Source organism: Shewanella acanthi, assembly GCF_019457475.1.
In the GTDB taxonomy this organism is placed as follows: Bacteria; Pseudomonadota; Gammaproteobacteria; order Enterobacterales; family Shewanellaceae; genus Shewanella; species Shewanella acanthi.
Window position 1 is genome coordinate 2,583,332 of the sequence record NZ_CP080413.1, and the last position, 24,399, is coordinate 2,607,730.

Consider the following 24,399-nt stretch of genomic DNA (forward strand, 5'->3'; position numbering starts at 1 on the left):
GCGCATCTTAGCCCCTCACTTTAAACCCGTCAACGATTTTTTTAATCATTGTCACTAGATGCTGAATTATCAGGCGAATACGCTTTTTTTTATCCAATGGGTCACGGCTTTAACCATGACACACCCGCCATGCCCTGATAAAATAGCCGCCGATTGCCAATCTCTGTGTTAGAACGTTTTAACCATCGCCCATATAAAGGATATCCTACACCCATGACAGCCCAAATAATCGACGGCAAGGCGATTGCTCAATCCATCCGCACTAAACTCAGCGAAAAAGTAACAGCCCGCAAAGAGGCCGGACTTCGCATTCCGGGTTTAGCCGTCATTTTAGTGGGAGCCGATCCTGCATCTCAGGTTTATGTTGGAAGTAAACGTAAAGCCTGTGAAGAAGTCGGATTTATCTCTCGCTCATATGATTTAGACGCAAGTTACACTGAAGCAGAGCTGCTCGCCCTGATTGACGAGCTAAATGATGATCCCAGCATCGACGGTATTCTGGTGCAGCTGCCACTGCCAGCGCATATCGAAGATTCAAAGGTTATCGAGCGCATTCGTCCCGACAAAGACGTTGACGGATTCCACCCCTACAACGTGGGCCGTTTAGCCCAGCGTATTCCAGTACTACGTTCATGCACCCCAATGGGTATTATGACGCTTATCAAATCGACAGGTGTTGACACTTACGGTTTAGATGCGGTTGTCGTTGGCGCATCGAATATCGTTGGCCGTCCAATGACACTGGAATTACTGCTAGCAGGTTGCACCACAACCACCTGCCACCGTTTCACTAAAAACCTTGAACAAAAAATTCGTCAAGCGGATTTAGTGGTGGTCGCGGTGGGTAAACCAGGCTTTATCCCAGGAGAGTGGATTAAACCCGGCGCTATCGTGATTGACGTAGGTATTAATCGCCTAGATAACGGCACCCTGGTAGGTGACGTGCAATATGAAGTGGCAGCACAAAACGCTAGCTTTATTACACCTGTGCCTGGTGGTGTTGGCCCAATGACCATTGCCAGTCTGCTTGAAAACACCCTTTATGCCGCTGAGCAATACCACGACTAGGTTCTAAGTTCCGCAAGTATAAAAAAACCTGCCATTGGCAGGTTTTTTTATTGTTTACGAGAATCAAACTTAGGCGATGGGATTATTTCTTGCGCCAAGTCGTACCGCTTGGGCCATCTTCTAGGACGACACCTAACTCATTTAAGCGGTTACGGGCCACATCGGCTGCTGGCCAATCTTTTTCAGCGCGAGCACGGTTACGCTCAACGATCAGGGCTTCGATTTCCGCCACTTCATCATCACTGCCCTCACCTTTAAAGAAAGCATCCGGATCTTGACTTAACAGACCCAGTACATCGGCAAGTTGCTTCATGGCAACCGCCATGGCAGACGCCTGCGTCATATCGGTAGTTTTCAGGCGGTTGATTTCACGCACCATGTCGAACAGCACTGAGTAGGCTTCTGGCGTATTAAAATCATCATCCATTGCCGCCTTGAACTTAGCCACAAATTCTTCTGCTGGCGCGGCAGCAACTGTCATGTCGACATCTTTAATGGCTGTGTATAGACGCTCGAGTGCGGCACGGGCTTGTTTGAGGTTTTCTTCTGAGTAATTCAGCTGACTACGATAATGCCCCGACAGCAGGAAATAACGCACGGTTTCAGCATCATAGTGGCCTAACACATCACGGATAGTGAAGAAGTTACCGAGGGATTTAGACATCTTCTCACGGTCAACCATCACCATACCGGTGTGCATCCAGTAGTTAACATACGGCGTATCGTGGGCGCAGCATGACTGGGCGATTTCATTCTCGTGGTGCGGGAACTGTAAATCGGAACCGCCGCCATGAATATCAAAATGTAAGCCTAAGTGTTTGCTGTTCATCGCTGAACATTCGATATGCCACCCAGGGCGACCCGGTCCCCATGGCGATTCCCAAGTAGGTTCACCCGGCTTAGACATTTTCCAGAGCACGAAATCCATTGGATTTTGTTTATTTTCGTCAACCTCAACGCGGGCGCCGGCTTGCAGCTGATCGAGGTTTTGGCCCGATAAACGGCCATATTCTGGGTATGAAGCCACGCTGAACAGCACGTCACCATCGGCAGCAACATAGGCATGGCCACGCTCGAGTAAAAGTTCAACCATCTCGATGATTTCAGCAATATGCAACGTCGCACGCGGCTCAAAATCTGGACGCACCATATTTAGCGCATCAAAATCTCGGTGCATTTCGCCAATTAAACGCTCGGTTAATGCATCACAGCTTTCGTTATTTTCATTGGCGCGTTTGATGATTTTATCGTCAACATCGGTAATATTGCGCTGAAAATTGACCTCATAGCCTGCGTAACGCAGGTAACGAACGATCATATCGAAGGAAACAAAAGTACGACCATGACCAATATGACAGAGATCGTATATGGTCACACCACATACATACATCCCTACTTTTCCGGGAGTAATTGGCTTAAATTCCTGTTTTTGGCGGGTAATACTGTTGTAAATCTTCAACATCGGTATTCTCTTTAACGATAGATTCAAGTGTAAAATCAAGGGGTCAGTCTACCATGTAGAAGCAGGTTTTGAATACTGCCCTTTGCGCGCAATCCGAGATAAGTTAGAATCGCGCCACTATTTACGGAGAGTATAAAATCATGATCACATTACACACCAATTTTGGCGACGTTAAACTGCAACTGAATGCCGAAAAAGCACCGTTAACCGTGGCAAACTTTATGAAATATGTTGACGAAGGTTTCTTCGACGGCACTATTTTCCACCGTGTAATTGACGGCTTTATGATCCAAGGTGGTGGTTTTACCGCTGAAATGAGCCAGAAACGTTGCCACGAGCCAGTGAAGAACGAAGCCAACAACGGCTTATCGAACCGTACTGGTACTATCGCCATGGCGCGTACTTCAGATCCACACTCTGCCACTGCTCAGTTCTTCATCAACGTGAACGACAACACCTTCTTAGATTTCAAATCTGAAACCATGCAAGGTTGGGGTTATTGTGTATTCGGTGAAGTGATTGAAGGCATGGATATCGTTGAAAAAATCAAATCAGTGAGCACTGGCAACCGTGGCATGCACCAAGATGTGCCATTAGAAGCCGTTATCATTGAAAAAGTCAGCGTAGCGGCCTAATTCCTTAGGATGCGAACCTTATTTATTGGCGATCTGCACTTAAGTGCCGATCGCCCCGATATCACCCAAGCATTTACTCATTTTCTCGAGACCGAGCTTGATGATGCCGACGCCCTCTATATTCTTGGTGATTTATTTGAGGTTTGGGTGGGTGACGATTTAGCCGCGCCCTTTGCCCTCGAACTGGCACAAAAGCTTAAAAAGGTTTCACAAAAACTCCCTGTCTATTTTATCCATGGCAACCGTGACTTTATGCTAGGTAAACACTTTGCTAAAGCTGCTGGTATGCAAATGCTGCCTGAAGTCAGTTGCTTGAATTTATACGGTATTGAAACCGTTATCCTACACGGCGACAGCCTGTGTACCCTGGATATTGCCTACCAACGCTTTCGTAAACTTCGCAGTTTTAGTTTTGCCCGCTGGCTTTATAGCTGTTTACCAAAAAAGAAGCGCCAGGCCATTGCCAATAAAATCCGCAGTAATAGTCAGACTAGCAATAAGCAAAAAAGCTATGTGATTATGGATGTTGAGCCCAGCGCGGTGAACGACCTATTTGCGAAAACCCATACTAAGCAGATGATCCATGGCCATACCCACAGACCCGCCATCCATGAGTTAGATAATGGCTGTAAACGGATTGTGGTAGGGGATTGGTATGAACAAGGCAGCGTACTTAGCATACATGCCGATGGGATTCAGTTAAAAAGCCTTCCATTTCGAGCTAGTTAAGAAAGCTATTGACCATTAAGAGCTGCTTATTCTGTTGATGGTCAATATATCTTAGTTTTCGTTAACTTAGGCCCTGTGCCATGCACTCTTCCTTAATAGCAGGCTGGCCACTGTGGAAGTGGAACTCTTCATCCATCGCTAGGATCAACTCGGCTTCTCTCTCACCCAAATAAGCCACTCGTTCACTGATATCTTCGCTCGAGACCAATTGAGCAAGCTTAAGATAATCCTCGAAATGACGTGCTTCAGAGCGTAATAAGGACACGTAGAACTTACTAAGCTCTGCATCTAAATAGGGTGCAAGTTTAGCAAAACGCTCACAGGAGCGCGCTTCGATATAAGCACCGACAATCAACTTATCCCGTAAAATGTGCTTTTCATGGGTAGTGACAAAACCCATCATCCCTTTCGCGTAACGCCCTGCACGAATATTTTGGTAAGAAATATTTCGCGCGTGCATCAGCTCGAGCACTTGTTCGAAATGATGAAACTCTTCCTTGATTAAACGAATTAACGGCGGAATTAAATCCTGAGCGTAGGTAAAATGCGGATTAGGTTGTAAATTAGCGACTAGCTCATTTTTCTTTACGTCCCGTGCTAGAAACTGCTCAATATCCCTATCTTTTAAGTACACGAACTCTTCGTAAGGTTTTGCCCAAGTGAGCAATGACTGACCACTGTCTTTATCTAATGCATAACGTCTTAGCAGGAACATCGCCGTCTGCGCCGCCTTTAGCTCGCAATTACAATGATCAATCAATAGCTCATTTAACGAAGATGGGTCCCGCGCGGCCTCAATCCAAGTTCGCGGGGTTTCACAACGCAAAAACGCATGTACGGGAGCTAATAATTGCTGCATAGGTTACTCAATATCATCTAATCAATATCGGCTTATTTTACGCCAAGTTATCTTTAAGCTATAGCGCTAGGCTGCAGTAAACTTGACGCAGAGGGCTTTTTGTTCAATATATAACCTACACCCTCAAGATATGAGGCCTTGTTTGGGTAGCCTCGAAGTCTTTATGGGAACCAGTCTGGCGTTAAATTTTGGAGAGCCATTTAACTCGACTGTGGAGCTGCTACAGCTCGTCTGTTGTTTGGCGAGCAAACATCAATGCTGAACAAGGATAACTAGAATGATACTGAATCACTTAATGGGGTTGTACACTCATCCAAAACAAGAGTGGCACACGATAGAACAGAATCACGAGGCGCTTAAGAGCAGCCTCACCCATGTATTAATTATCGCGTTAATTCCCTCCGTCTGTAGTTTTATTGCCACCGCCTACATTGGGTGGAATCCTGGCGCTGGTGAACCAATTTACCTCACGCCGCTGAGTGCAATGTATATGTCGGTGGGCATGTATTTCGGCCTAATCGGTGGCGTGTTTGCCCTCGCCTATCTTGCCTATTGGATGGCAAAAACCTTTGATGCACAACCTACACCTACCCAAGCTCTTGAGCTTGCGTCTTACACGGCTACACCGCTGTTTATGGTGGGCATCGCCGCGCTATACCCTGTACTATGGTTTATTATGGTTGTTGGTTTGGTTGGTTTAGCCTACTCGGTATACCTGCTGTATGCGGGTGTCCCCATCATAATGAACATCCCTGAAGAGAAAGGCTTTATCTATGCCAGCTCAATGGTGACGGCGGGATTAGTTCTGTTGGTTGGATTAATGGCATCGAGTGTCATTCTGTGGAGCATCGGCTTTGGTCCTATGTACCAATAATCCGAACTGACATTGCTCTGACCAAATTCATTACGGGCATCCGCTATGAGCAAATAACACAGATAAAAAAAGAAGACCCTACGGGTCTTCTTTTTGTTGTTCGAAAGCCGTTTTCCTAACAACTCACTAAACGTGTTATTTCAACACCTGTTATTCAAAAGAATCGCGTAGAGCCACTGTTAAGTTGAATACTAAATGCTCGGCTGAAGAGTCTTTGTTATCGGCGCAGAAATAACCTTCACGCTCGAACTGGTACGCTTTTTCAGCAGGTGCATTTACTAGGCTTGCCTCAACTAAACCTTGTACCACCTCAAGTGAATGTGGGTTTAGCACTTCATCCACGGTCTCAGCGGCCGCCGGATTTGGATCGGTAAATAGGCGTTGATATAAACGGAACTCAGCAGGTTTAGCGGTAGTTGCTTCAACCCAGTGAATAACACCCTTAACTTTACGGCCATCTGCTGGATTTTTACCCAGAGTATCGGCGTCATAGGTACAATAAACCGTAGTGATATTACCTTCACTATCTTTATCACAACGATCAGCTTTAATGACATAGGCATTACGCAGACGCACTTCTTTACCCGTGACTAAGCGCTTGTATTGCTTGTTGGCTTCTTCTCTAAAATCTGCCACATCAATAAACAGTTCACGGCCGAAGGCTAATTCACGGCTGCCCATACTTTCATCACTTGGGTGTGAAGCAGCTTGAATGGTCTCGATTTGACCTTCTGGGTAATTCTCAATTACCACCCGCAATGGACGCAATACCGCCATCGCGCGCGGCGCGTGCTCGTTCAGCTCTTCACGGATACAAGCATCGAGCATGGCCACTTCAACCATATTCTCTTGCTTAGTGATACCGATACGTTGGCAGAACTCACGGATAGAGGCTGGCGTGTAACCACGACGGCGAAGGCCAGCAATCGTTGGCATACGTGGATCATCCCAACCAGAAACCAATTTGCGGGTAACAAGATCGTTTAGTTTACGCTTCGACATTAACGTGTATTCGAGATTCAAGCGTGAAAACTCGTACTGACGGGTTCGATTTGGCGCTTGAAAATCATCTAAGTTATCCAGCACCCAATCGTACAGACGACGGTTATCTTGGAACTCTAAGGTACACAGAGAATGAGTGATGTTTTCAATAGCGTCCGAAATACAGTGAGTAAAGTCGTACATTGGATAAATGCACCACTTGTCACCGGTTTGGTGATGGTGAGCAAAACGGATACGGTAAATCACTGGGTCGCGCATACAGATAAATGGCGATGCCATATCGATTTTGGCACGCAGTGCACACTCACCTTCTTTGAATTCACCTAAGCGCATTTTTTCAAATAAACGCAGGTTTTCTTCAACAGGTGTATCGCGATACGGACTGTTCTTTCCTGGCTCTTTCAAAGTGCCACGGTACTCGCGGGTTTCTTCTGCATTTAAGAAACAAACATAAGCTAAACCTTTGTTAATCAGCTCAACCGCATATTGATGTAACTGGTCAAAATAGTTAGATGAATAACGAACGTCACCATCCCACTGGAATCCCAACCAACGTACGTCTTCCTGAATCGAGTTAACATAATCGATATCTTCTTTTTCAGGGTTGGTATCATCGAAACGAAGATTGCACAATCCTTGGTAATCACGGGCAATACCAAAATTTAGGCAAATAGATTTAGCATGACCAATATGCAAATAGCCATTTGGCTCAGGCGGGAAACGGGTCTGCACACTGGAGTGCTTACCACTTTTCAGATCTTCATCGATGATGTTACGAATAAAGTTACTCGGACGTACTTCAGTGTCCACATGACTCATGGAATTCCTCTTTGCGAACAATGGCTATTTTAACAAAACTAGCATGATCCTATAGATCTGTGCCAGTTACAATGCCCAAAGCCAAAAACTATGTAATGGCGCTAGGTATAATGACATTTAAGGGTGTTTTTTAAACAGGCGCTTAACACTGAAAATATTAGCACTTGGCAAATGCATTTTGCGCAGATACAGATAAAACTCGATGCAAACCTAAACAGCCCTGTCGAAACAATATGCTTAAATGTCGAAAATGCTGGGATAGTAAAACAATAAAAGCAGCCATAAAAGCTGCTTTTATCTCTATGCCGACTGAGCTGACATTATTTGCTCAGTCACCACTTGTTTATACTTCGAAATTGCTACTCGGTAATAATCCTGATCCCTGGGATAATCTGCTGAGTACGGCGCCCTTTACGTTTAAGCCATTGGTAGAAAATCACCAAAGCTATTACAAAGAAGCCGATCCACAGGCTAGATTGCAATGGATGCGAACTAAAGGTTGCCCCTTGGTATACCACCGTTGCCGAGCCGTAGGCTAAAGCGAAGGTCCAAGTCGCAGCAAAGGTTGCCCAGCGTGAGCCAAATTCGTTTACTAATGCGCCCATTGCAGCCACACACGGGGTATAGAGTAGGATGAATAGCAGATAAGAAAATGCCGCTATCTTAGTAGTAAAGCCCGATTGCAGCGCACTAAATGTTGAGGTTTCAACACCCTGTTCCTCAGCGGCAACCTCAGTATTGGATACATCACCCACAGAGATTTTCAGCGGATCTTCTAAATCTAACCCAAAGAGGTTAGCAGGAATGGTCGCTAAGGCTTCGTTGAAACTTTCGGATAATGGCGTCAGTCCATCATCATCTTGGCTCGCGTCGGTATACAAGCTATTTAACGTTCCGACAACGGCTTCCTTGGCAAATATTCCCGTGATAATACCCACAGTAGCAGGCCAGTTTTCCTGCTCAATACCCATAGGTGCAAAAATGGGAGTAATCTTTTGGCTAGTGACACTGAGCAGCGACTCTTGGCTGTCCTCATGGCCAAAGGTACCGTCAACGCCAATAGCATTCACAAAATTCAGCATGGTCACTACGAGGACAATAGTCTTACCCGCACCAAGAATGAAGCTCTTAGTACGTTTGCCAGTTCGAACCATTACCGCCTTAAACTTAGGCAGCTCGTAGCTTGGTAGCTCCATAACTACTGCACTGCTCGTTCCTGGCAATAAAGTATTACGCAGTAATAGACCCGTACCAATTGCCGCAAAAATCCCGATAACATATAGCAGGAATACGAGGTTTTGGCCTGAATCGGGGAAGAAGGCTGCAGCAAATAACGCATATACAGGTAAACGTGCACCACAGGACATGAACGGTGCCATCATGCCGGTAACGATACGTTCACGCTCACTGCCTAAGGTTCGGGTGGCCATAATCGCAGGAACTGAACAACCAAAGCCAACAATCATAGGGACGAAAGCTTTACCCGGCAAACCAATGCGGCGCATGAGTCCATCAACCACAAATGCTGCGCGAGCCATGTAGCCTGAGCTTTCTAAAATAGATAAGCCTAGGAATAACGCCGCGATTACAGGGATAAAGGTCGATACCGTTTGAATACCTTGACCCACACCACCAGCGAGTAATGTTACTAACCAAGCAGGGGAACCAATATCGGTTAAGAATGCCCCTAAGTGGTCAACTAGCAGTGCCCCCACTGAAATATCGAAGAAATCGATAAAGGCGCTACCGATATTGATGCTAAACATAAACATCAAATACATCACAAACAAAAACACCGGAATACCGAGAATAGGATGCAGCACTAATTTATCGAGTTTATCGCTTAATGTCTGAAATCCATCTTCGTTTACCGAACCTCGGAATACACGCTCAACAAAATCAAAGCGCGTTGTCGCCACCAGTACTTCAATATCATGGCCTTGCTGTGCAATCTGCTGAGTGCAGCTATTCACTTCGTGTTGTAACTGGGCGTTTTTACAACTACCACAACCTGAACCATTGCCAAGCATGGCCAAAGCACGTCCGCGGCTAAGTTCAGCATCCTTAGCGCAAAGCATTTGCACACCCGCTTCAATTTGTGGGTCATAATCGAGGATTAATGGTGCTTCAGATACACGACCTTGAAGCAAATCCAGCACTTGAGCCTGCACTTTAGCAACGTCAGCCGCCTCCCGTGAACAAACACCTATAACAGGGCAGCCCAATTCTTGGCTCATCTTGTGAATATCGACACGAATACCGCGCTTGGTGGCCGCATCAATTTTATTGAGCACCACCACCATGGGGATTTCTAATTCACGTAGCTGTGCAGTTAAATAGAGGTGGCGTTCGATATTCGTTGCATCAACCAAGTTAATGATGCCATCGACACGTTGTTCGGCCAAATACTGCTGGGCAATTTGCTCATCAAGGGAGCAATCACAACTATTCCCAGCTGGAAGAAGATCGTAAATACCTGGCAAGTCAGTGAGGTAAACATCGGCACCATTTAGGGTAAAGTGACCCGTCTTCTTTTCGACAGTCACCCCAGACCAGTTTCCTACTTGTTGATTTGCACCTGTGAGCGCATTGAAGAGTGTCGACTTGCCCGCATTGGGATTGCCGACAGTGACGCAATGAAACTGCTTAGTCATTCGCCTTTTCCACCTCTATAATATCTGCCAAGTCTCTGCGCATACAAAGTTTGCTACCACGAATATCCAGCTCTAAACCTGAGCCCATTGGTGCACGTCGAATCAAAGCAAATCGTGTGTTTGGGGTAATCCCCATAGATAATAATTTTCGCTTAACTGTCTGCGGCAGATCCAAACGCCCGATTTCAGAAATAATGCCGCGATCACCCGGGCTAAGTTCGCTTAACTTCATTACGTTTTCTACCTTAGTAACAGCTTCAGCTTGAAAAACTGTCGTTATTCTAACGAAGTGATTGAGCTAATAATTTTACCTAGATCAATCTTTTTAACTGGTAACGATAATAGTTTTCAATTGTGTTGGGTATTATGTGATAAAAATCCCAATGAATAAACGCCCTACTGAAAATAAAAAATTCCTAAAGCGCATTCAGGTGATTTTTAACCCATTGTGAAGGGAAATTTGGTTTGTAATTGGACAAAATTGAGTCGACTCATCAGCCACTTTTACTAAGTTAGTAACGACTTAAATCAGATACTCCGATTAAAAACACGAAATATGTTAAGCAGATGTTGTACGACTGTCCTAGTATTGATTTATGTATCAAGTGCAGAATCCATTTCAGTCTAAAACCCAATAAAACAGACATAATCCTTACAACTATCCCCAAAAGGGATGTTCCGTTCTTGCGACGTCTATGTTGGGTGATTGCACATCATACACGCTTAGACTCAAGGTGAGTTTGCATAGGCAAACAGATAGAACATGCACAATTCTAAAAATAAATGATTAGGGTAGAACAATGTTAACTACAGCGATTCATCTTTCAATGAAACGTATTAACATCGCCATCGTGACCATAGTCGTCTCGGGCCTAATTACTCCGTGCCAAGCTTTAGATTTTGCTTCAACGGCTTCAAATACAACAAGCCTTACAATCTCGACTAATAACTGCTTGCAGTGCCAATATCTTATCCCCAATCAAACTCAATTAACTCCGCAAAATCAGCTCCATAATTTCGATTCGCAATTTAATCTGCAACAGCTAACCTCCCAAGAAAGTAGTTTATTGCCTGTAACTCTTTCGAGCTGGGTCACCGCTGATGGCAGTTATTTGCAAGGATTTGTAAAGACCCCACAGTCAGCCAATCGTCACCTTTACCCTGAAGCCCAAAATCCATCTCCAAGCAATGACAATGTAAAAATGGGTTTCGAGCAACTCGAATATATCAAACTATCGGCCAATAGAACTCCGCTTTTCGGTACATCCTATGTTACTAAATTGAATTACCGTTTCTCACCCTCTTGGTCAGGATGGGTAAAGGGCGAGGTTAGCACGACAGATACTACTGATGTAAACGTTGCCAGCAATCAATTTGCATTTCAAACACATGAGGAACGCTACGCCAAATTAAACGACTTTAATGAGCATAAGCTCATTGTGCACGCTGGCTACAATCACGATAGGATTCTGATTGGTTTAGATTTTTATCAGATTGAAGAAGACTATGACCCCAGCCTAACTGCGTCAACGCAAGCAAGCTACCAGGGCGTTAACATCGCAGGACTCTTTCCTATATCGGAAAATTTGAGCCTTAATTATTACCTCGATAAAAAATGGCAAATGCTATCTATATTGGAAAACCCTTTTATTTCTAATATCAAACGAAGCGACAGTCTAATTTCAGACGCCTCAACAATGCTTGGCGCAAGCATTAATTATCAAAATGTGATGACCGAGCGGCTAAATCTGGGTTTGGATTACCGCTATTCCGATGGAGGCTATGAGATTGAGCGTCTCGAAACTGCAGCAAACTACTCTCTCGACGCTGTTAACCATAAACACAATCTCAATGCCTACGCCAAATACCAGTTTGGCAACAGTCTCAAGCTAAGATTCGACTGGTTGATAGAAAAGTCACACTCTTCACATTGGCAATATCAAAACCCCAATTCTGAAATGTCACCTAGCCAGTTAAAACGTAATGAAATCAATCAAGAAAATAACGCTCAATTTCTTGGTTTGACATTGAGCTACCAAATGTAGATCCCCATCAATTGCATCAAAAATATGCGCTACACAGTGCAACTCCTGCAGCTATGACTAATATAGTTATTGGCGATAAAACAATACAAAACCACTAATAAATGTGTTGTTTCATCCAAAACCCCAAAGCCAGCAATAAGCTTTAGTCAATAATTTGTTAGTTCGAGTAATGGAATTGGCCTGAAAGGTCATTGATTATCAACAACCATGGAAGTCGTACTATGTTGCAATCTACCCCTAAAGAAATAGTCAGATATCAATCACAAAACCCGCCTAAAGTGACTGATAAATACAGATAAGTTGGTTAGCCTTAGAATTGGAAAATAATTCCACACATTGAATGCGGTTAATAGGAACTATTCTTGATAACTGAGTTTGATGATGAATACTACTTTTGCAGGGAAATATCATGATGAAACGGTTCAATTTCAATAGCGCATCAAAAGCGATGTTGGGTGCCGGATTACTTTCACTTCTTCTTGTTGGCTGCGGTGGCAGTGACGGTAAAGACGGTGAAGACGGAAAACCTGGTGTCGTTGGCGTAAATATCGATTCCACCTCAACATTAAAAGCAATCTTTACCAATGCAACCGTAGATGCCGGTAAAGTGACTGTGGATTTTAATTTAGAGAATGCCAACGGTGTTGCAGTGCTTGGCTTAACTAAAGATTACGATCTACGTTTCGGAATAGCTCAACTAACACAGGTGACTGAAACTGTCGATGACATAGCTCAAGACCGTGGTTACCAATGGCAAGCTTATATCAATTCTAAAGTAGAGCCTAAAACCGCACCTGAAGGTGTAGAAAATCTTAATCCCTCTACCCAATATCAAGCAGGAGTAGAACAAGCAAGCAAATGTGATACCTGTTTAGTCGATCATGGCGACGGCAGCTATTCATATACCTACCAAGTTAACATTTCGAATGTTGTCGACCCACTAACAGTCACCTATAGTGCTGATGCGACTCAACGTGCAACATTAGAGCTCAAACTGCCACAGGTCACTACCAACGGGCATTTTGATTGGCAACCTTCTACTGGTAAATCTGAAGGCATCCAAACCCGTAATGTGGTTTCAATTGAGACCTGTTACAACTGTCACCAACCTGAAAGTTTGGCTTTGCATGGTGGTCGTCGCATCGACCTTGAAAACTGTGCATCTTGCCATACAGCCACATCGGGAGATCCTGAGTCAGGTAACAGTATCGAATTCACCTATATGATCCATGCAATTCATAAAGGTGGTGAGCGTACAACTACCGATGAATCTGGAGCTACTGTTGACTCTCCTTACAAAGTCGTTGGCTATGGTGGCAGTGTATATGACTATGGCAAAGTCGGTTTTCCATTCAAACCCGCTGCGGATTGCTCTGCTTGTCACGTTGAAGGCACCAATGCACCTGCCAATGCGGATTTATTCAAATCTGATTTAAGTAATCAAGCGTGTATAGCTTGTCACTCCGAAAAACCATCTACAAATCACAGCAGTACCAATTGTATGTCATGCCATAATGCAACTGATACATACCCTGGTACAGGTAATGCTGCTAAACGCCATGGTGATGTGTTAAAAGCCTACACTGAAACTGAAGCGATGGGCGTTAAGTTCAGCAATATCGGTGTAAATAGCACAAACCAAATAACCTTCGACGTTCAAGTGGTCGATAAAGACGGCAATGCTATCGATAAAACATTTGTAGACCAAAGTTCACGCGTTATTGTGGCATGGGATTCTGATAAAGATTTCCCTAGTTATTCAGATGCCCCTTATAACCAACGTCGTGTCCGACTGAGCGAGGGCACTTATAACGAAGCGACCAAAACCTATACATTAACTGGTACTTCGTCCAGCTTACCTGCGGATGCGAACGGTAAAACCTTTGAACTCTGGTCAACATTAGCAGTGTGTTTCAACAAAGGTGGTTACGGTGTTGCTGAAATCGTTCCAACCGATTGTAGTGTGACGAACGTGCGCAAAGTGCCCGTGAAAGAAGCCCCTTACCACTTCGTTTGGAAAGACACAGGTGTAGATAGCGCTGCAACCGCTAACACACGTCGTGAAATCATCGACCCAACTAAATGTCAAGGTTGCCACAATCAGGAAATCTACCACAATGACAACGGCGTAAACTGCCAAACTTGTCATACATCGGATAAGACTCTGACGGCAGATGCAGCCTATCCAGGCGGCAAGATCCCAACCAGCTTTGCTTGGAAAGCCCATGAACGTGAAGGCCATTACCTTAAATATTATGGTCTTCAATCTGGCACTGTATTAAAGACAGATTGTTCAACCTGCCACACTGATAATGGTATTGCCTTAGGCCGCGCTCCAGAAAGAACGTGGCGCTATGGAGATATTAATAATAGTGGCGCTGATATTTGGGTTTCTTCCGATACGGGTGCTTGTTTGAGTTGTCACCAAAAGTTTGTGACCGATTCGATTAAGGCACATATTGAAGGAAATGGTGGTGTCTTAGATGGCACAAGTGCTGAAGATGCAAAATCAAGAGCCTCAGAAAGCTGCTCAACCTGCCATACTCCAACTCAGTTACGCAGTGCTCACGGTAACTAAGTCATACTTTCTATTTAGTCGATAGAGACAAAATTATTAAAGAGAGAGGATTACCTCTCTCTTTTTTTTAAAAGCCCCTTTTCCAGCTATTTTTTGTACTAAAATTAAATTGGGCCGAGGGTTTAACTACCTCTTTAGAAATAGAAAGATCCAAGTCACACATTAGCAAAAGCCTTGAAGATTTTAAGGTAATGTTGAGTTAGCCTTTCTTTGGGGAATTCTATTTCCAGCATCAACTTAAAGCGCCCTCAAGACCAAAGTACAGACAAAGAATCTGTCGGGCCAAGAACATTAGCTCTCTAAGCGATGCCAAACCTATGCAGGGAAAAAAATGATGAACGCACACAAATCAAAAATTGCACTATTGCTTGCAGCAAGTGCTGCCGCAATGGCCTTAACAGGCTGTGGTGGTAGCGATGGAAAAGATGGCGAACCTGGCGATCCAGGTGGCGAGCCAGCACCAGCGATTCAAACTCTTAATTTTAGTTTCAATAAAGCCATGGTCACTAATGGCGTTCCAAGCGTGGAATTTGTAGTGACCAACGAAGATGATTTACCCGTTGTTGGTTTACAAAAAATGCGTTTTGCTGCAGCACAACTCATCCCTCAGGGAGCGACTGGTGCAGGTAATGCCTCACAATGGCAGTACTTTGGCGATGAAACTTGTGATGTCGCCTCAACCTGTCCTGGCACATTCGTGGACATGAAAAACGGCCATTACAGCTATACCTTCAAAATGAACCTAAGCGAAAACACAACGTTCACCTATAACGATGAGTTAGCGCAACGTGTATTAATTCGCGCTTATAACACCCCGTTACCCGACGGTACTACTGTACCTAATAGCAACGCGTTCGTTGACTTCACCGCAGATTCTGGTGCAGAACCTAGCTACAGCCGCAAAGTCGTTGCGAACGAGAGCTGTAACGCTTGTCACCAAGATATTGCAAACGTGATTCACGGTGGAGGTTATTCAGATGTAAATTACTGCGCAACCTGCCACTCAACAGGAAAAGTAAGAGAGGGCAAAGAATTCAATGTGCTTATCCATGCTAAGCATAAGGATCTGAGCTTAGGTTCATTGGAAAGCTGTCAAAGCTGCCATAACCAAAATGACGCAGCTCCTGATTGGGGCAATTGGACGCGAGTGCCCACCGCTGCAACCTGTGGTAGCTGCCATACTGGCGTTGATTTCGCAGCAGGCCAAGGTCACTCGCAACAACTCGACAACTCAAACTGTATAGCCTGCCATAACAGCGCTTGGACAGAAGAGTTACACACCAGCACCACAAACACTAAAAAAGCAGTTCAAGCGCAATATGGCTTGACCTCAACGTTAGTAGGCCAATCTGACGATACTGCGGTATTAACCGTATCGATTCTGGACGCGAGTGGTGCAGCGATTGATGCCAACACTGTTCTGGACAAAATCAAACGTATCGAAACCATCACTAACGTGGGTCCTAACTTCCCAATCATGGGATATAACAAGAGCCCAGGTAGTGGTTTGGCCCACGTCGTTAAAGATTTAGTGTCTGCTAACACACTGCAAAGCGATGTTACCATCGTCGATGGTAAATTTGTGTTCACCATCCCTGCCCTTCCATTTGGAGCAAGTGGTACAGACACAGACACTGCATTTACTTTCATCGGTCTTGAGATGTGTAACACTGGAAGCACTATCACTGCATGTGCTTCTGCTACAGACACAACCTCAATGAAAGCAGATTTAGTGTTCGGCACGAAATCAGGTAATGCACCTAGCACTCGCCACGTGAACTCTGTGAACTTCGGCGCCTGCCAACAATGTCACGGTGAAACCTTCGAGCTGCATAAGGGGTATCACGCAGGCTTCCTGATGACTGAACAGTTGTCGCACACTACAGATGCTAACGGTAAAGCCATTATCGGTGTCGACGCTTGTGTGGTCTGCCATACGCCTGATGGCACCTATGCAAGTGGTGCCAACAAAGGTGCATTCGAAATGAAATTGCACGTTGTTCACGGTGAACAAGGTGTTATCAAAGAATGTACTCAGTGCCATAACGACTTCAACTTGGATGCTTTCAAGAAGAAAGGCGCTCTGGCCACTTCAGCGGGTAAGTACACCACCCCAATCACAGCGACTTGTACATCTTGCCATGCGGTATCTTCAATTGGCCATGGCTTAGAAAATATGGGTGCAATTGTTGATGGTGACTATACCCAAGCTAACCAAGCGGCCCAGTCAGAAACCTGTTTCTACTGCCACGCCCCAACACCAGCAGATCACACCAAAGTGAACTTGTAATTTGCCCAAGCTGGGGGAGCTAGCTCCCCCAAACTGGAATATCATTGGGACAAGTTGGGAAGCTTATTATGAAGAACAAAATAAAAATCAAAAATCTATTACCGGCAATCATAGTGTCAGTAGTAGTAGCATTTAGCATCACTCCGAGTGCGCACGCTGCCAAGTGGGATGCAAAAATGACCCCAGAGCAAGTTGAAGCGACCTTAGACAAGAAATTTGCCGAGGGTAACTACTCCTCAAAGGGTGCAGATACTTGTTTGATGTGCCATAAAAAATCTGAAAAAGTCATGGACCTCTTTAAAGGTGTCCACGGTGCTATTGAGTCCTCTAAGAGCCCAATGGCTGGTCTACAATGCGAGGCATGCCATGGTCCATTAGGGCAACACAATAAGGGCGGGAACGAACCGATGATCACCTTCGGTAAAGAATCGACCTTATCGGCAAATAAGCAAAACAGCGTCTGTTTAAGCTGTCACCAAGACGACAAACGTATGGCTTGGAACGGTGGTCACCATGACAATGCGGATGTTGCCTGTGCCTCATGTCACCAAGTGCACGTGGCTAAAGATCCTGTGCTGTCCAAAAACACCGAAATGGAAGTTTGCACTAGCTGCCATACCAAGCAGAAAGCAGATATGAACAAACGCTCTAGTCACCCACTTAAATGGGCGCAAATGACCTGTAGCGATTGCCATAATCCCCATGGGAGCGTAGCAGATGCCGATCTAAATAAGCCCAGCATCAATGACACTTGTTACTCCTGCCACGCCGAAAAACGCGGCCCCAAACTGTGGGAACATGCACCGGTCACCGAGAATTGTGTGACCTGTCATAACCCACACGGAAGCGTGAATGACGCGATGCTCAAAACCCGTGCCCCACAATTGTGTCAGCAATGTCACGCCAGTGATGGTCACGCCAGCAATGCCTACTTAGGCAACACTGGTTTAGGCGCCACCGTAGGTGACAATGCCTTTACGGGTGGAAGAAGCTGCTTAAATTGCCATAGTCAGGTTCATGGTTCTAACCATCCATCTGGCAAGCTTTTACAGCGCTAAGGAGACGAGTATATGAAATTTAAACTCAATCTAATTACGTTAGCGTTATTAGCCAATACTGGTATTGCCGTCGCAGCCGATGGTTACGGCCTTGCCAATGCCAACACAGATAAGGTGAAGTTAGCAGCTTGGGCCTGTAAAGCTTGTATCGTGGAGACTGGTGTATCAGGCTCTGTCGGTGGCGGGTTTGGCTATAACGGCGAAGATGATATCCACTCCGCCAATGCCTTTGGTAGTGATAGTGACGTTGCTGCTAAATTTGATGCCGATGTAACATTTCGCGGTGAAAATGGATACCGCGCCAGTGTTGAAGCCTACCAACTGGGAATGGACGGTGGTCGTTTAGATATTAATGCGGGCAAACTTGGCCAATACAACGTTAATGTTAACTATCGTGAAATCGCGACCTACGATACTAACGATGCCATGTCACCCTATTTGGGCATCGGTGGTAACGACTTAACCCTACCCGATAATTGGGTTACTGCGGGTTCCAGTAGCCAAATGCCTGGGCTAATTAGCAGCCTTAATCCCTTTGAGCTATCACTTAAGCGTCAACGAGAAGGTTTAGGCTTTGAGTATCAAGGTGAGTCACTCTGGAGTGCCTACGTTAACTTCATGCGTGAAGAAAAAACCGGTCTCAAACAAACATCGGGTGGATTTTTTAACCAGTCAATCATGCTTCCAGAACCTGTGGATTACACTACAGATACCATCGAAGCAGGGGTAAAACTCAAAGGTGACCGTTGGTTTACAGCCTTAAATTACAATGGTTCTATTTTCAAAAATGAATATAGCCAATTGAATTTTGAGAGCGCATTTAACCCAACCTTTGGCGCACAAACCTCGGGAACTAAGGCACTCGATCCCGACAACCAGTCGCATACAGTAACCCTACTGGGCCAGTATAATGACGGTTTCAATTCATTATCCGGTCGTATCATGACTGGACAAATGAGCCAAGATGAAGCCCTCATCAGCTCCGGATATGGTTATCAACTGCCAACTGAGGCCGTCGATGCCAAAGTTGATTTGTTGGGAATGAACCTCAAAGTGGTGAGTAAAGTCGGTAGTAAAGTGCGTGTTACCGGCAGTTACGATTACTACGACCGAGACAACAACACCCAAGTCCAAGAGTGGACTCAAATCAGCATCAATGACGTAACAGGTAAAGTTGCCTACAACACGCCTTACGACAATCGTTCACAACGCTTTAAAGTGGCAGGTGACTACCGTATTACCCACGATATCAAGCTCGACGGCGGCTATGACTTCAAACGTGAACAACGGGATTACCAAGACCGTGAAACCACGGATGAAAATACCCTCTGGACACGCTTACGGGTAAACAGCTTCGAAAACTTCGATATGTGGATTAAGGGCAGTTATGGCAACCGTGGTGGTTCACATTACGAAGCATCGGAATGGACCTCCTCTGAGACCAACAGCCTGCTGCGTAAGTATCACTTAGCGGATCGCGAACGAACTCAAATCGAAGCGAGGGTAAGCCACACGCCCGTTGACAGTCTGACGATTGATGTGGGTGCCCGCTACGCCTTAGATGATTATAACAACACTGTTATTGGGTTAACTGAGTCTCAAGACACAAGTTATGATGCCAATATCAGCTACATGATCACTGACGATATCTTGGCGACCACTTTCTATAATCATCAAACGATTAAGTCTGAACAAGCGGGTAGCAGTAACTACAGTACACCTACTTGGAACGGCTTTATCGAAGATGATGTCGATGTCTTTGGTGCAGGTGTTAGCTATAACAATTTAATGGAAAATAAACTTCGCCTCGGATTGGATTACACCTATTCCGACTCTGACAGTAATACTCAAGTTAGACAGGGTATTTCTGGTGATTATGGCGACTATTTTGCCAAAGTTCACAACCTCAATTTATATGCGCAATACCAAGCGACTGAAAAGTTAGGCCTGCGTTTCGATTATAAATTTGAGAATTACAAAGATAACGATGCTGCGAACGATCTTGCCGTTGACAGTATTTGGAACGTGGTTGGCTTTGGCAACAATAGCCATGATTACAACGCCATGATGTTTATGTTCAGCGTGAACTACAAACTGTAATCGACTTTATGTTAGACAAAGCCCGCAATAGCGGGCTTTTTTATGCCATTGTGTTAAACGCCGCTATAGCAGCTATTATGTCGCTTTTTGGGCGTCCTTAAGTCACGGCTTCGGCCCGACACCTTCGCAGTTTGTTAACGTAGACAAACAGACGAACAGGCCATCTTATTCAAACCATTAGCTCAAGAATGAGATCATGACGGTCAAAAAATGAGAAAGCAGAGAAACATGACAACCGCTGAAGAGTATGAACATCAATTACAAACACTACTGATTCAGATCCGCAGCTGCTCCCTTTGCCAAAAAGACTTACCCCTGCCCGCTAAGCCCATTTTACAGGCCAGCAGTCACGCAAAGATCCTCATCGCAGGCCAAGCTCCGGGCGTAAAAACCCACCACAAAGGCATCCCCTTTGACGATGCTAGCGGCGAAAGATTAAGAAACTGGCTTAATATCAGCCGAGAACAATTTTACGATCCAAAACTATTTGCCATTATCCCGATGGGATTTTGTTTTCCGGGAAGTATCGAGCGTAACGGTAAAAAGCAAGGGGATAAACCGCCACGCCCAGAATGCGCAGCCACCTGGCACTCACAGCTGCTGGCGCTGATGCCGAACATTGAGCTCATTATCGTCCTTGGACAATACGCCATCGATTACCATTTATCCCCGCTCAGCACTGACGAGCTTGTCGATGAGAAGAGGCAATACTTAACCCATCTCGCAAATAAACAGAAACTGGCAAAATTGACAGACGCAAAGGCCCTGGATGCCAAGATATTGAAACGGCCAAAACTCACCGTCACCCAAACTATCGCCCATTGGCAGGACTATTGGCCTAACATCATTGCCCTGCCTCACCCTAGCCCTAGAAATAATCTCTGGCTTAAACAACATCCCGAATTTGAAGTACACATTTTGCCAATGCTAAAAACCCGTATACATCAGTTACTCAACTTTAAATAAATAATTTGTCTAGCTAAAAAGGCAATAAAAAAGCCCAATATCGGGCTTTTCTAACAGTTGAATGCACTTTATCTTTTTGAACAATCGGCGGAGGTATTGTAATTCACTCCCACAGAAGAAAACGCATTTCTTACATCTGCAGTTGAATAGCCATTTGAACCTGCAGCAAGTTCAACACCGCAAGCCGCCTGAACAAATCCATCGGTTTCACGCCAATACAGTTGATTAGCTCGCACAAAGGCATCGAAGGCTTTTTGTGTCCCCCAACCGTATTTGGTAGCAAGCAAGTAAAACGCCTTATTAAATACACCTGATAAATAGTGTACATCTAGCCCATCATAGTATTTCACTGCATTATCGATTGAGCGACCATCCCGAGTGGGATCAGCAAAATAACGCAGCGCCGCAGTTGGAGATTTAAAAATTTCAAAACCAACCATCCAATCATTACTCCCGCGCATAAAGAATTCTGCAGCTTCACCGGCAATATCTGAAAAGGATTCATTAATCCCGCCCGATTGTCCGCTATAAACCAAGTTAGAGTTCTGCTCGGTAAAACCATGGCTTACTTCATGGGCAGAAACGTCCAAGCTAACTAATGGATAAAAAGTTGAAAAACCATCACCAAAAGTCATGCCTGTACCATCCCAGAAGGCATTTTCAAAATTAACACCATAGTGCACCCGCATCTGCAACTGAAAGGTTAAAGGTGCAGTGTTATACCACTCTTTGTACATGTTAAAAATTATCCCACCAAAGAAGTGAGCATCATTGAGGGGAGAATAAGCTCCATTAACAAATCGATAATCGTTATAGGGTTCACCTTGCTTTGGGCAATTGAAGGAAAAAACAGAGCCAATTATTCGCGAATTGGCCATATTGATGGTTTTGACATTGTCGTTAACCATATAACAAACATCACTTTGCGATGTCACAAGAAAATAAGGGTAATCAATTCCATAAAGGTAAGGACCATCAGGATTTGCTTTTTCGTTACCTCCAGGGCCTCCCGCTTTAACGCCAGTAATCGTCGTATTTGAACCTCCCCCTCCTTTATTGGGTCTATTTCCTTTTGCCGTCATAATATTATTCCAGTGCTGGATAACTTCTCCGGTCTGGGCATCGATAAATCCGGCGGGTCTTAAGGGCTCATCGCCACCTTCACTTAAATAGGAAGCATGATAGACAAGCCGAGGTAACTCCTGCTCCATCATAATCACTAACTGCACATCCTTTTTACCGGACGTACTGGAACCTGGATATAACTGATTCAGCGCCGCAATGGCCTGGCCACGAGTGATTTGCGGCACAATCGAAAAACCATCGTCAATTTGTGCTATGTCCCCCACGGCGGTCTGTTCCATTGGATCATCATCCACGACCAAGTGCCTGCCGAAGATCATTACACCGTCGTAATATTGCCTGACCTTAGTCTTCACGCCCCGCTTAGTCGAGACCGAATTTACCGCTTTAAACTCATGCTTTTGACTAAGTCCCATTGCCGCTTGAATAGATTGTCCATGATTAATCTTGAAGCTTGCAGCATGTGTTTGCAGACTCGCCATGACACACATGGCAACAACTGAGGGGAGGAGGTAAGTTTTCATATTGATATCCTTTGCCCTTGGTTTTAGAGAGTTAAAGGAACGGCTCGATTCAGAACCACGTTGCCCAGAGCAGTTTGCGGTGTGTCAGCAGCCAATTTCAGTATCAATTTAGGTATTATGTACGCCGTTAATTATTAAAAATAGGTTGCAAGCAAGGGGTTCAATTTGAGTATAGAAGATAAACACTGGACTAAACTTCTCCCCCGTGGTGGATTCGGCTACATTGGAGCTGCTAATGAGCAAGATCCACTTTGCAATCAGTACCATTGCGTGACTCTACTTTCTTTTAACCCATTTGCTTGAGCTTTAGGTGACTTATGTACGTGTTGGATCAACAAATCGCCAAAGAAATTGTGAACAGAACGATGAAAATTCTCGGACACAATATCAACGTGATGAACGGTCAAGGAGTCATCCTAGGTTCCGGCGATCCTAAACGTATCGGTTCTATCCATGAGGGCGCACTGCTCGCCATCGCTCAAAATCGCAATGTCGAGCTTAATGATGACGTTGCATCGGGTCTTCATGGCGTCAAACCCGGAATAAATTTGCCCTTACATTACCAAGGACAAATCATCGGTGTGATTGGGATTACGGGTTCACCCTCGGAGCTTACCCACTATGGTGAGCTACTAAAAATGACTGCCGAAATGATTGTCGAGCAGGCAAATCAGCAGGATAAACAGCAGTGGGAAAATCGCCAGCGGGAGGAGTTTATCCTGCAACTCATTAAGGCACAGACCGATGACGAGCAATTACAACGCTGGGCCAAACAGCTCGATATCGATATTCATCTGCCACGGGTAGCGGCGATTATAGAGGTCAGCGAAACCCCTAACTTGGGTGTGAAGCACTTTAGTAATCCAGTAACAGGATTGGCAAATGCAGCAAGTGACCACAAACAAACTAAAAGTGATGCTAATTTTAGCGATAAAAGCGTGCAGGAACGCAGTCCTAGGGTCAGTGAAACCTTAAAGCAAGTTTTGCATCTGCTGCAAAATCCCGACCGCGGCAATTTAATTGCTATGACCTCAATGTCACAACTGGTTATCTTAAAACCCGCATTTTTAGATGGAAAACAATGGGATCCTGAACTTGAAAATCAACGCATCGATAAATTGTTACAGCGATTGCCTGCCCAAATGGGGCTGGATTTCAAAATTGCGCTAGGGCATTTTTTCCCTGAAACTGGCGGCATCGCCCGCTCCTACCAAACCGCGCAGGAAACATTGCTCTTAGGCAAACAGCTACATCCCCAAGCTGAAAAATACCTGTTTGAAGATTACGCCTTACAGGTGCTGCTATCGGGACTTAAACAGGATTGGCGTGGACAAGTACTATCAACGCCCTATCAACAACTGGTAAAGGCCGATAAAAACGGCCAGCTGCGTAAAACCCTTGCTGCCTATATCAACCACTTCGGTGATACGCAGAAATGCGCTAATACATTGTTTATACATAGAAATACCCTAAGGTATCGCCTCGATAAAATTCAGCAAATAACTAAGGCGGATTTACAGTCCCTTCACGGCCTATTAAGCCTATATCTTGGGCAACTCATCCAACCCTAAAAACTTATCAATCCTTCAACGGAGATAAGTTGTATTTAAATTACAAGCTGCACAGTAAACAATAAGCACTTAGGTACACAAT

17 protein-coding genes are annotated in these 24,399 nt (G+C 44.9%); 11 read left to right on the top strand and 6 right to left on the bottom strand.

Features of this window, described 5'->3' with window-relative positions; translation table 11 throughout:
- Positions 1–213: 213 nt before the first annotated feature.
- Positions 214–1,068 carry a bifunctional methylenetetrahydrofolate dehydrogenase/methenyltetrahydrofolate cyclohydrolase FolD gene (gene folD / locus K0H61_RS11320; protein WP_220049338.1) on the top strand — a complete coding sequence of 285 codons (855 nt, stop codon included), beginning with the start codon at positions 214–216 and terminating at the stop codon, positions 1,066–1,068.
- A gap of 82 nt (positions 1,069–1,150) precedes the next feature.
- On the opposite strand, the gene cysS is transcribed toward folD, so the two are convergent.
- A complete protein-coding gene (gene cysS / locus K0H61_RS11325; RefSeq protein WP_220049340.1) occupies positions 1,151–2,530 on the bottom strand; it encodes a cysteine--tRNA ligase in 1,380 nt (459 codons plus the stop codon).
- 140 nt (positions 2,531–2,670) lie between these two features.
- On the opposite strand from cysS, the gene K0H61_RS11330 reads away from it, so the two are divergent.
- Positions 2,671–3,165 carry a peptidylprolyl isomerase gene (locus K0H61_RS11330; protein WP_220049342.1) on the top strand — a complete coding sequence of 165 codons (495 nt, stop codon included), beginning with the start codon at positions 2,671–2,673 and terminating at the stop codon, positions 3,163–3,165.
- Positions 3,166–3,174: 9 nt separating this feature from the next.
- Positions 3,175–3,894, top strand: coding sequence for a UDP-2,3-diacylglucosamine diphosphatase (locus tag K0H61_RS11335; protein ID WP_220049343.1), 720 nt, complete (start codon positions 3,175–3,177; stop codon positions 3,892–3,894).
- 61 nt (positions 3,895–3,955) lie between these two features.
- On the opposite strand, the gene miaE is transcribed toward K0H61_RS11335, so the two are convergent.
- Positions 3,956–4,753 (bottom strand): tRNA isopentenyl-2-thiomethyl-A-37 hydroxylase MiaE, encoded by a 798-nt coding sequence (gene miaE / locus K0H61_RS11340; RefSeq protein WP_220049345.1) that lies wholly within the window; start codon positions 4,751–4,753, stop codon positions 3,956–3,958.
- A 277-nt stretch (positions 4,754–5,030) separates the two neighbouring features.
- Here miaE and K0H61_RS11345 point away from each other — a divergent pair, with 277 nt between their 5' ends.
- Positions 5,031–5,627 (top strand): Yip1 family protein, encoded by a 597-nt coding sequence (locus tag K0H61_RS11345; RefSeq protein ID WP_220049347.1) that lies wholly within the window; start codon positions 5,031–5,033, stop codon positions 5,625–5,627.
- Between the two features lie 150 nt (positions 5,628–5,777).
- On the opposite strand, the gene glnS is transcribed toward K0H61_RS11345, so the two are convergent.
- The 3 genes from glnS to K0H61_RS11360 all read right to left on the bottom strand — a co-directional run bounded on the left by glnS (position 5,778) and on the right by K0H61_RS11360 (position 10,334).
- Positions 5,778–7,448 carry a glutamine--tRNA ligase gene (glnS, locus tag K0H61_RS11350; RefSeq protein ID WP_220049349.1) on the bottom strand — a complete coding sequence of 557 codons (1,671 nt, stop codon included), beginning with the start codon at positions 7,446–7,448 and terminating at the stop codon, positions 5,778–5,780.
- Between the two features lie 359 nt (positions 7,449–7,807).
- Entirely contained in the window at positions 7,808–10,102 is a 2,295-nt protein-coding gene (gene feoB, locus K0H61_RS11355) for a Fe(2+) transporter permease subunit FeoB (RefSeq protein ID WP_220049350.1), read from the bottom strand.
- Positions 10,095–10,334 carry a FeoA family protein gene (locus tag K0H61_RS11360; protein ID WP_007647118.1) on the bottom strand — a complete coding sequence of 80 codons (240 nt, stop codon included), beginning with the start codon at positions 10,332–10,334 and terminating at the stop codon, positions 10,095–10,097. The genes feoB and K0H61_RS11360 overlap by 8 nt, the downstream gene beginning before the upstream one ends.
- Before the next feature lie 568 nt (positions 10,335–10,902).
- Between K0H61_RS11360 and K0H61_RS11365 the strand changes: the two genes are divergently transcribed.
- The 6 genes from K0H61_RS11365 to K0H61_RS11390 all read left to right on the top strand — a co-directional run bounded on the left by K0H61_RS11365 (position 10,903) and on the right by K0H61_RS11390 (position 21,139).
- Positions 10,903–12,147: an MtrB/PioB family outer membrane beta-barrel protein gene (locus K0H61_RS11365; protein WP_220049352.1), complete on the top strand. Its 1,245-nt coding sequence runs from the start codon at positions 10,903–10,905 to the stop codon at positions 12,145–12,147.
- Positions 12,148–12,556: 409 nt separating this feature from the next.
- Entirely contained in the window at positions 12,557–14,725 is a 2,169-nt protein-coding gene (locus K0H61_RS11370) for an OmcA/MtrC family decaheme c-type cytochrome (RefSeq protein ID WP_220049354.1), read from the top strand.
- Positions 14,726–15,056: 331 nt separating this feature from the next.
- On the top strand, positions 15,057–17,015 hold the full coding sequence (locus K0H61_RS11375; RefSeq protein WP_220049356.1) for an OmcA/MtrC family decaheme c-type cytochrome: 1,959 nt from the start codon (positions 15,057–15,059) through the stop codon (positions 17,013–17,015).
- A gap of 68 nt (positions 17,016–17,083) precedes the next feature.
- Positions 17,084–18,073: a DmsE family decaheme c-type cytochrome gene (locus tag K0H61_RS11380; protein ID WP_220049357.1), complete on the top strand. Its 990-nt coding sequence runs from the start codon at positions 17,084–17,086 to the stop codon at positions 18,071–18,073.
- 12 nt (positions 18,074–18,085) lie between these two features.
- A complete protein-coding gene (locus tag K0H61_RS11385; RefSeq protein WP_220049359.1) occupies positions 18,086–20,173 on the top strand; it encodes an MtrB/PioB family decaheme-associated outer membrane protein in 2,088 nt (695 codons plus the stop codon).
- A gap of 228 nt (positions 20,174–20,401) precedes the next feature.
- Positions 20,402–21,139 (top strand): uracil-DNA glycosylase family protein, encoded by a 738-nt coding sequence (locus K0H61_RS11390; protein ID WP_220049361.1) that lies wholly within the window; start codon positions 20,402–20,404, stop codon positions 21,137–21,139.
- Positions 21,140–21,207: 68 nt separating this feature from the next.
- Here K0H61_RS11390 and K0H61_RS11395 read toward each other — a convergent pair whose 3' ends face one another.
- Positions 21,208–22,704, bottom strand: coding sequence for a M4 family metallopeptidase (locus K0H61_RS11395; RefSeq protein WP_258405943.1), 1,497 nt, complete (start codon positions 22,702–22,704; stop codon positions 21,208–21,210).
- Between the two features lie 359 nt (positions 22,705–23,063).
- On the opposite strand from K0H61_RS11395, the gene K0H61_RS11400 reads away from it, so the two are divergent.
- Positions 23,064–24,317, top strand: coding sequence for a sugar diacid recognition domain-containing protein (locus tag K0H61_RS11400; protein ID WP_220049364.1), 1,254 nt, complete (start codon positions 23,064–23,066; stop codon positions 24,315–24,317).
- Positions 24,318–24,399: the final 82 nt, after the last annotated feature.

Excerpts from the sequence above, each read along its gene's own strand:
- folD (WP_220049338.1), top strand. The coding sequence starts at position 214 with ATGACAGCCCAAATAATCGACGGCAAGGCGATTGCTCAATCCATCCGC.
- cysS (WP_220049340.1), bottom strand. The coding sequence starts at position 2,530 with ATGTTGAAGATTTACAACAGTATTACCCGCCAAAAACAGGAATTTAAG.
- K0H61_RS11330 (WP_220049342.1), top strand. The coding sequence starts at position 2,671 with ATGATCACATTACACACCAATTTTGGCGACGTTAAACTGCAACTGAAT.
- K0H61_RS11335 (WP_220049343.1), top strand. The coding sequence starts at position 3,175 with ATGCGAACCTTATTTATTGGCGATCTGCACTTAAGTGCCGATCGCCCC.
- miaE (WP_220049345.1), bottom strand. The coding sequence starts at position 4,753 with ATGCAGCAATTATTAGCTCCCGTACATGCGTTTTTGCGTTGTGAAACC.
- K0H61_RS11345 (WP_220049347.1), top strand. The coding sequence starts at position 5,031 with ATGATACTGAATCACTTAATGGGGTTGTACACTCATCCAAAACAAGAG.
- glnS (WP_220049349.1), bottom strand. The coding sequence starts at position 7,448 with ATGAGTCATGTGGACACTGAAGTACGTCCGAGTAACTTTATTCGTAAC.
- feoB (WP_220049350.1), bottom strand. The coding sequence starts at position 10,102 with ATGACTAAGCAGTTTCATTGCGTCACTGTCGGCAATCCCAATGCGGGC.
- K0H61_RS11360 (WP_007647118.1), bottom strand. The coding sequence starts at position 10,334 with ATGAAGTTAAGCGAACTTAGCCCGGGTGATCGCGGCATTATTTCTGAA.
- K0H61_RS11365 (WP_220049352.1), top strand. The coding sequence starts at position 10,903 with ATGTTAACTACAGCGATTCATCTTTCAATGAAACGTATTAACATCGCC.
- K0H61_RS11370 (WP_220049354.1), top strand. The coding sequence starts at position 12,557 with ATGATGAAACGGTTCAATTTCAATAGCGCATCAAAAGCGATGTTGGGT.
- K0H61_RS11375 (WP_220049356.1), top strand. The coding sequence starts at position 15,057 with ATGATGAACGCACACAAATCAAAAATTGCACTATTGCTTGCAGCAAGT.
- K0H61_RS11380 (WP_220049357.1), top strand. The coding sequence starts at position 17,084 with ATGAAGAACAAAATAAAAATCAAAAATCTATTACCGGCAATCATAGTG.
- K0H61_RS11385 (WP_220049359.1), top strand. The coding sequence starts at position 18,086 with ATGAAATTTAAACTCAATCTAATTACGTTAGCGTTATTAGCCAATACT.
- K0H61_RS11390 (WP_220049361.1), top strand. The coding sequence starts at position 20,402 with ATGACAACCGCTGAAGAGTATGAACATCAATTACAAACACTACTGATT.
- K0H61_RS11395 (WP_258405943.1), bottom strand. The coding sequence starts at position 22,704 with ATGGCGAGTCTGCAAACACATGCTGCAAGCTTCAAGATTAATCATGGA.
- K0H61_RS11400 (WP_220049364.1), top strand. The coding sequence starts at position 23,064 with ATGTACGTGTTGGATCAACAAATCGCCAAAGAAATTGTGAACAGAACG.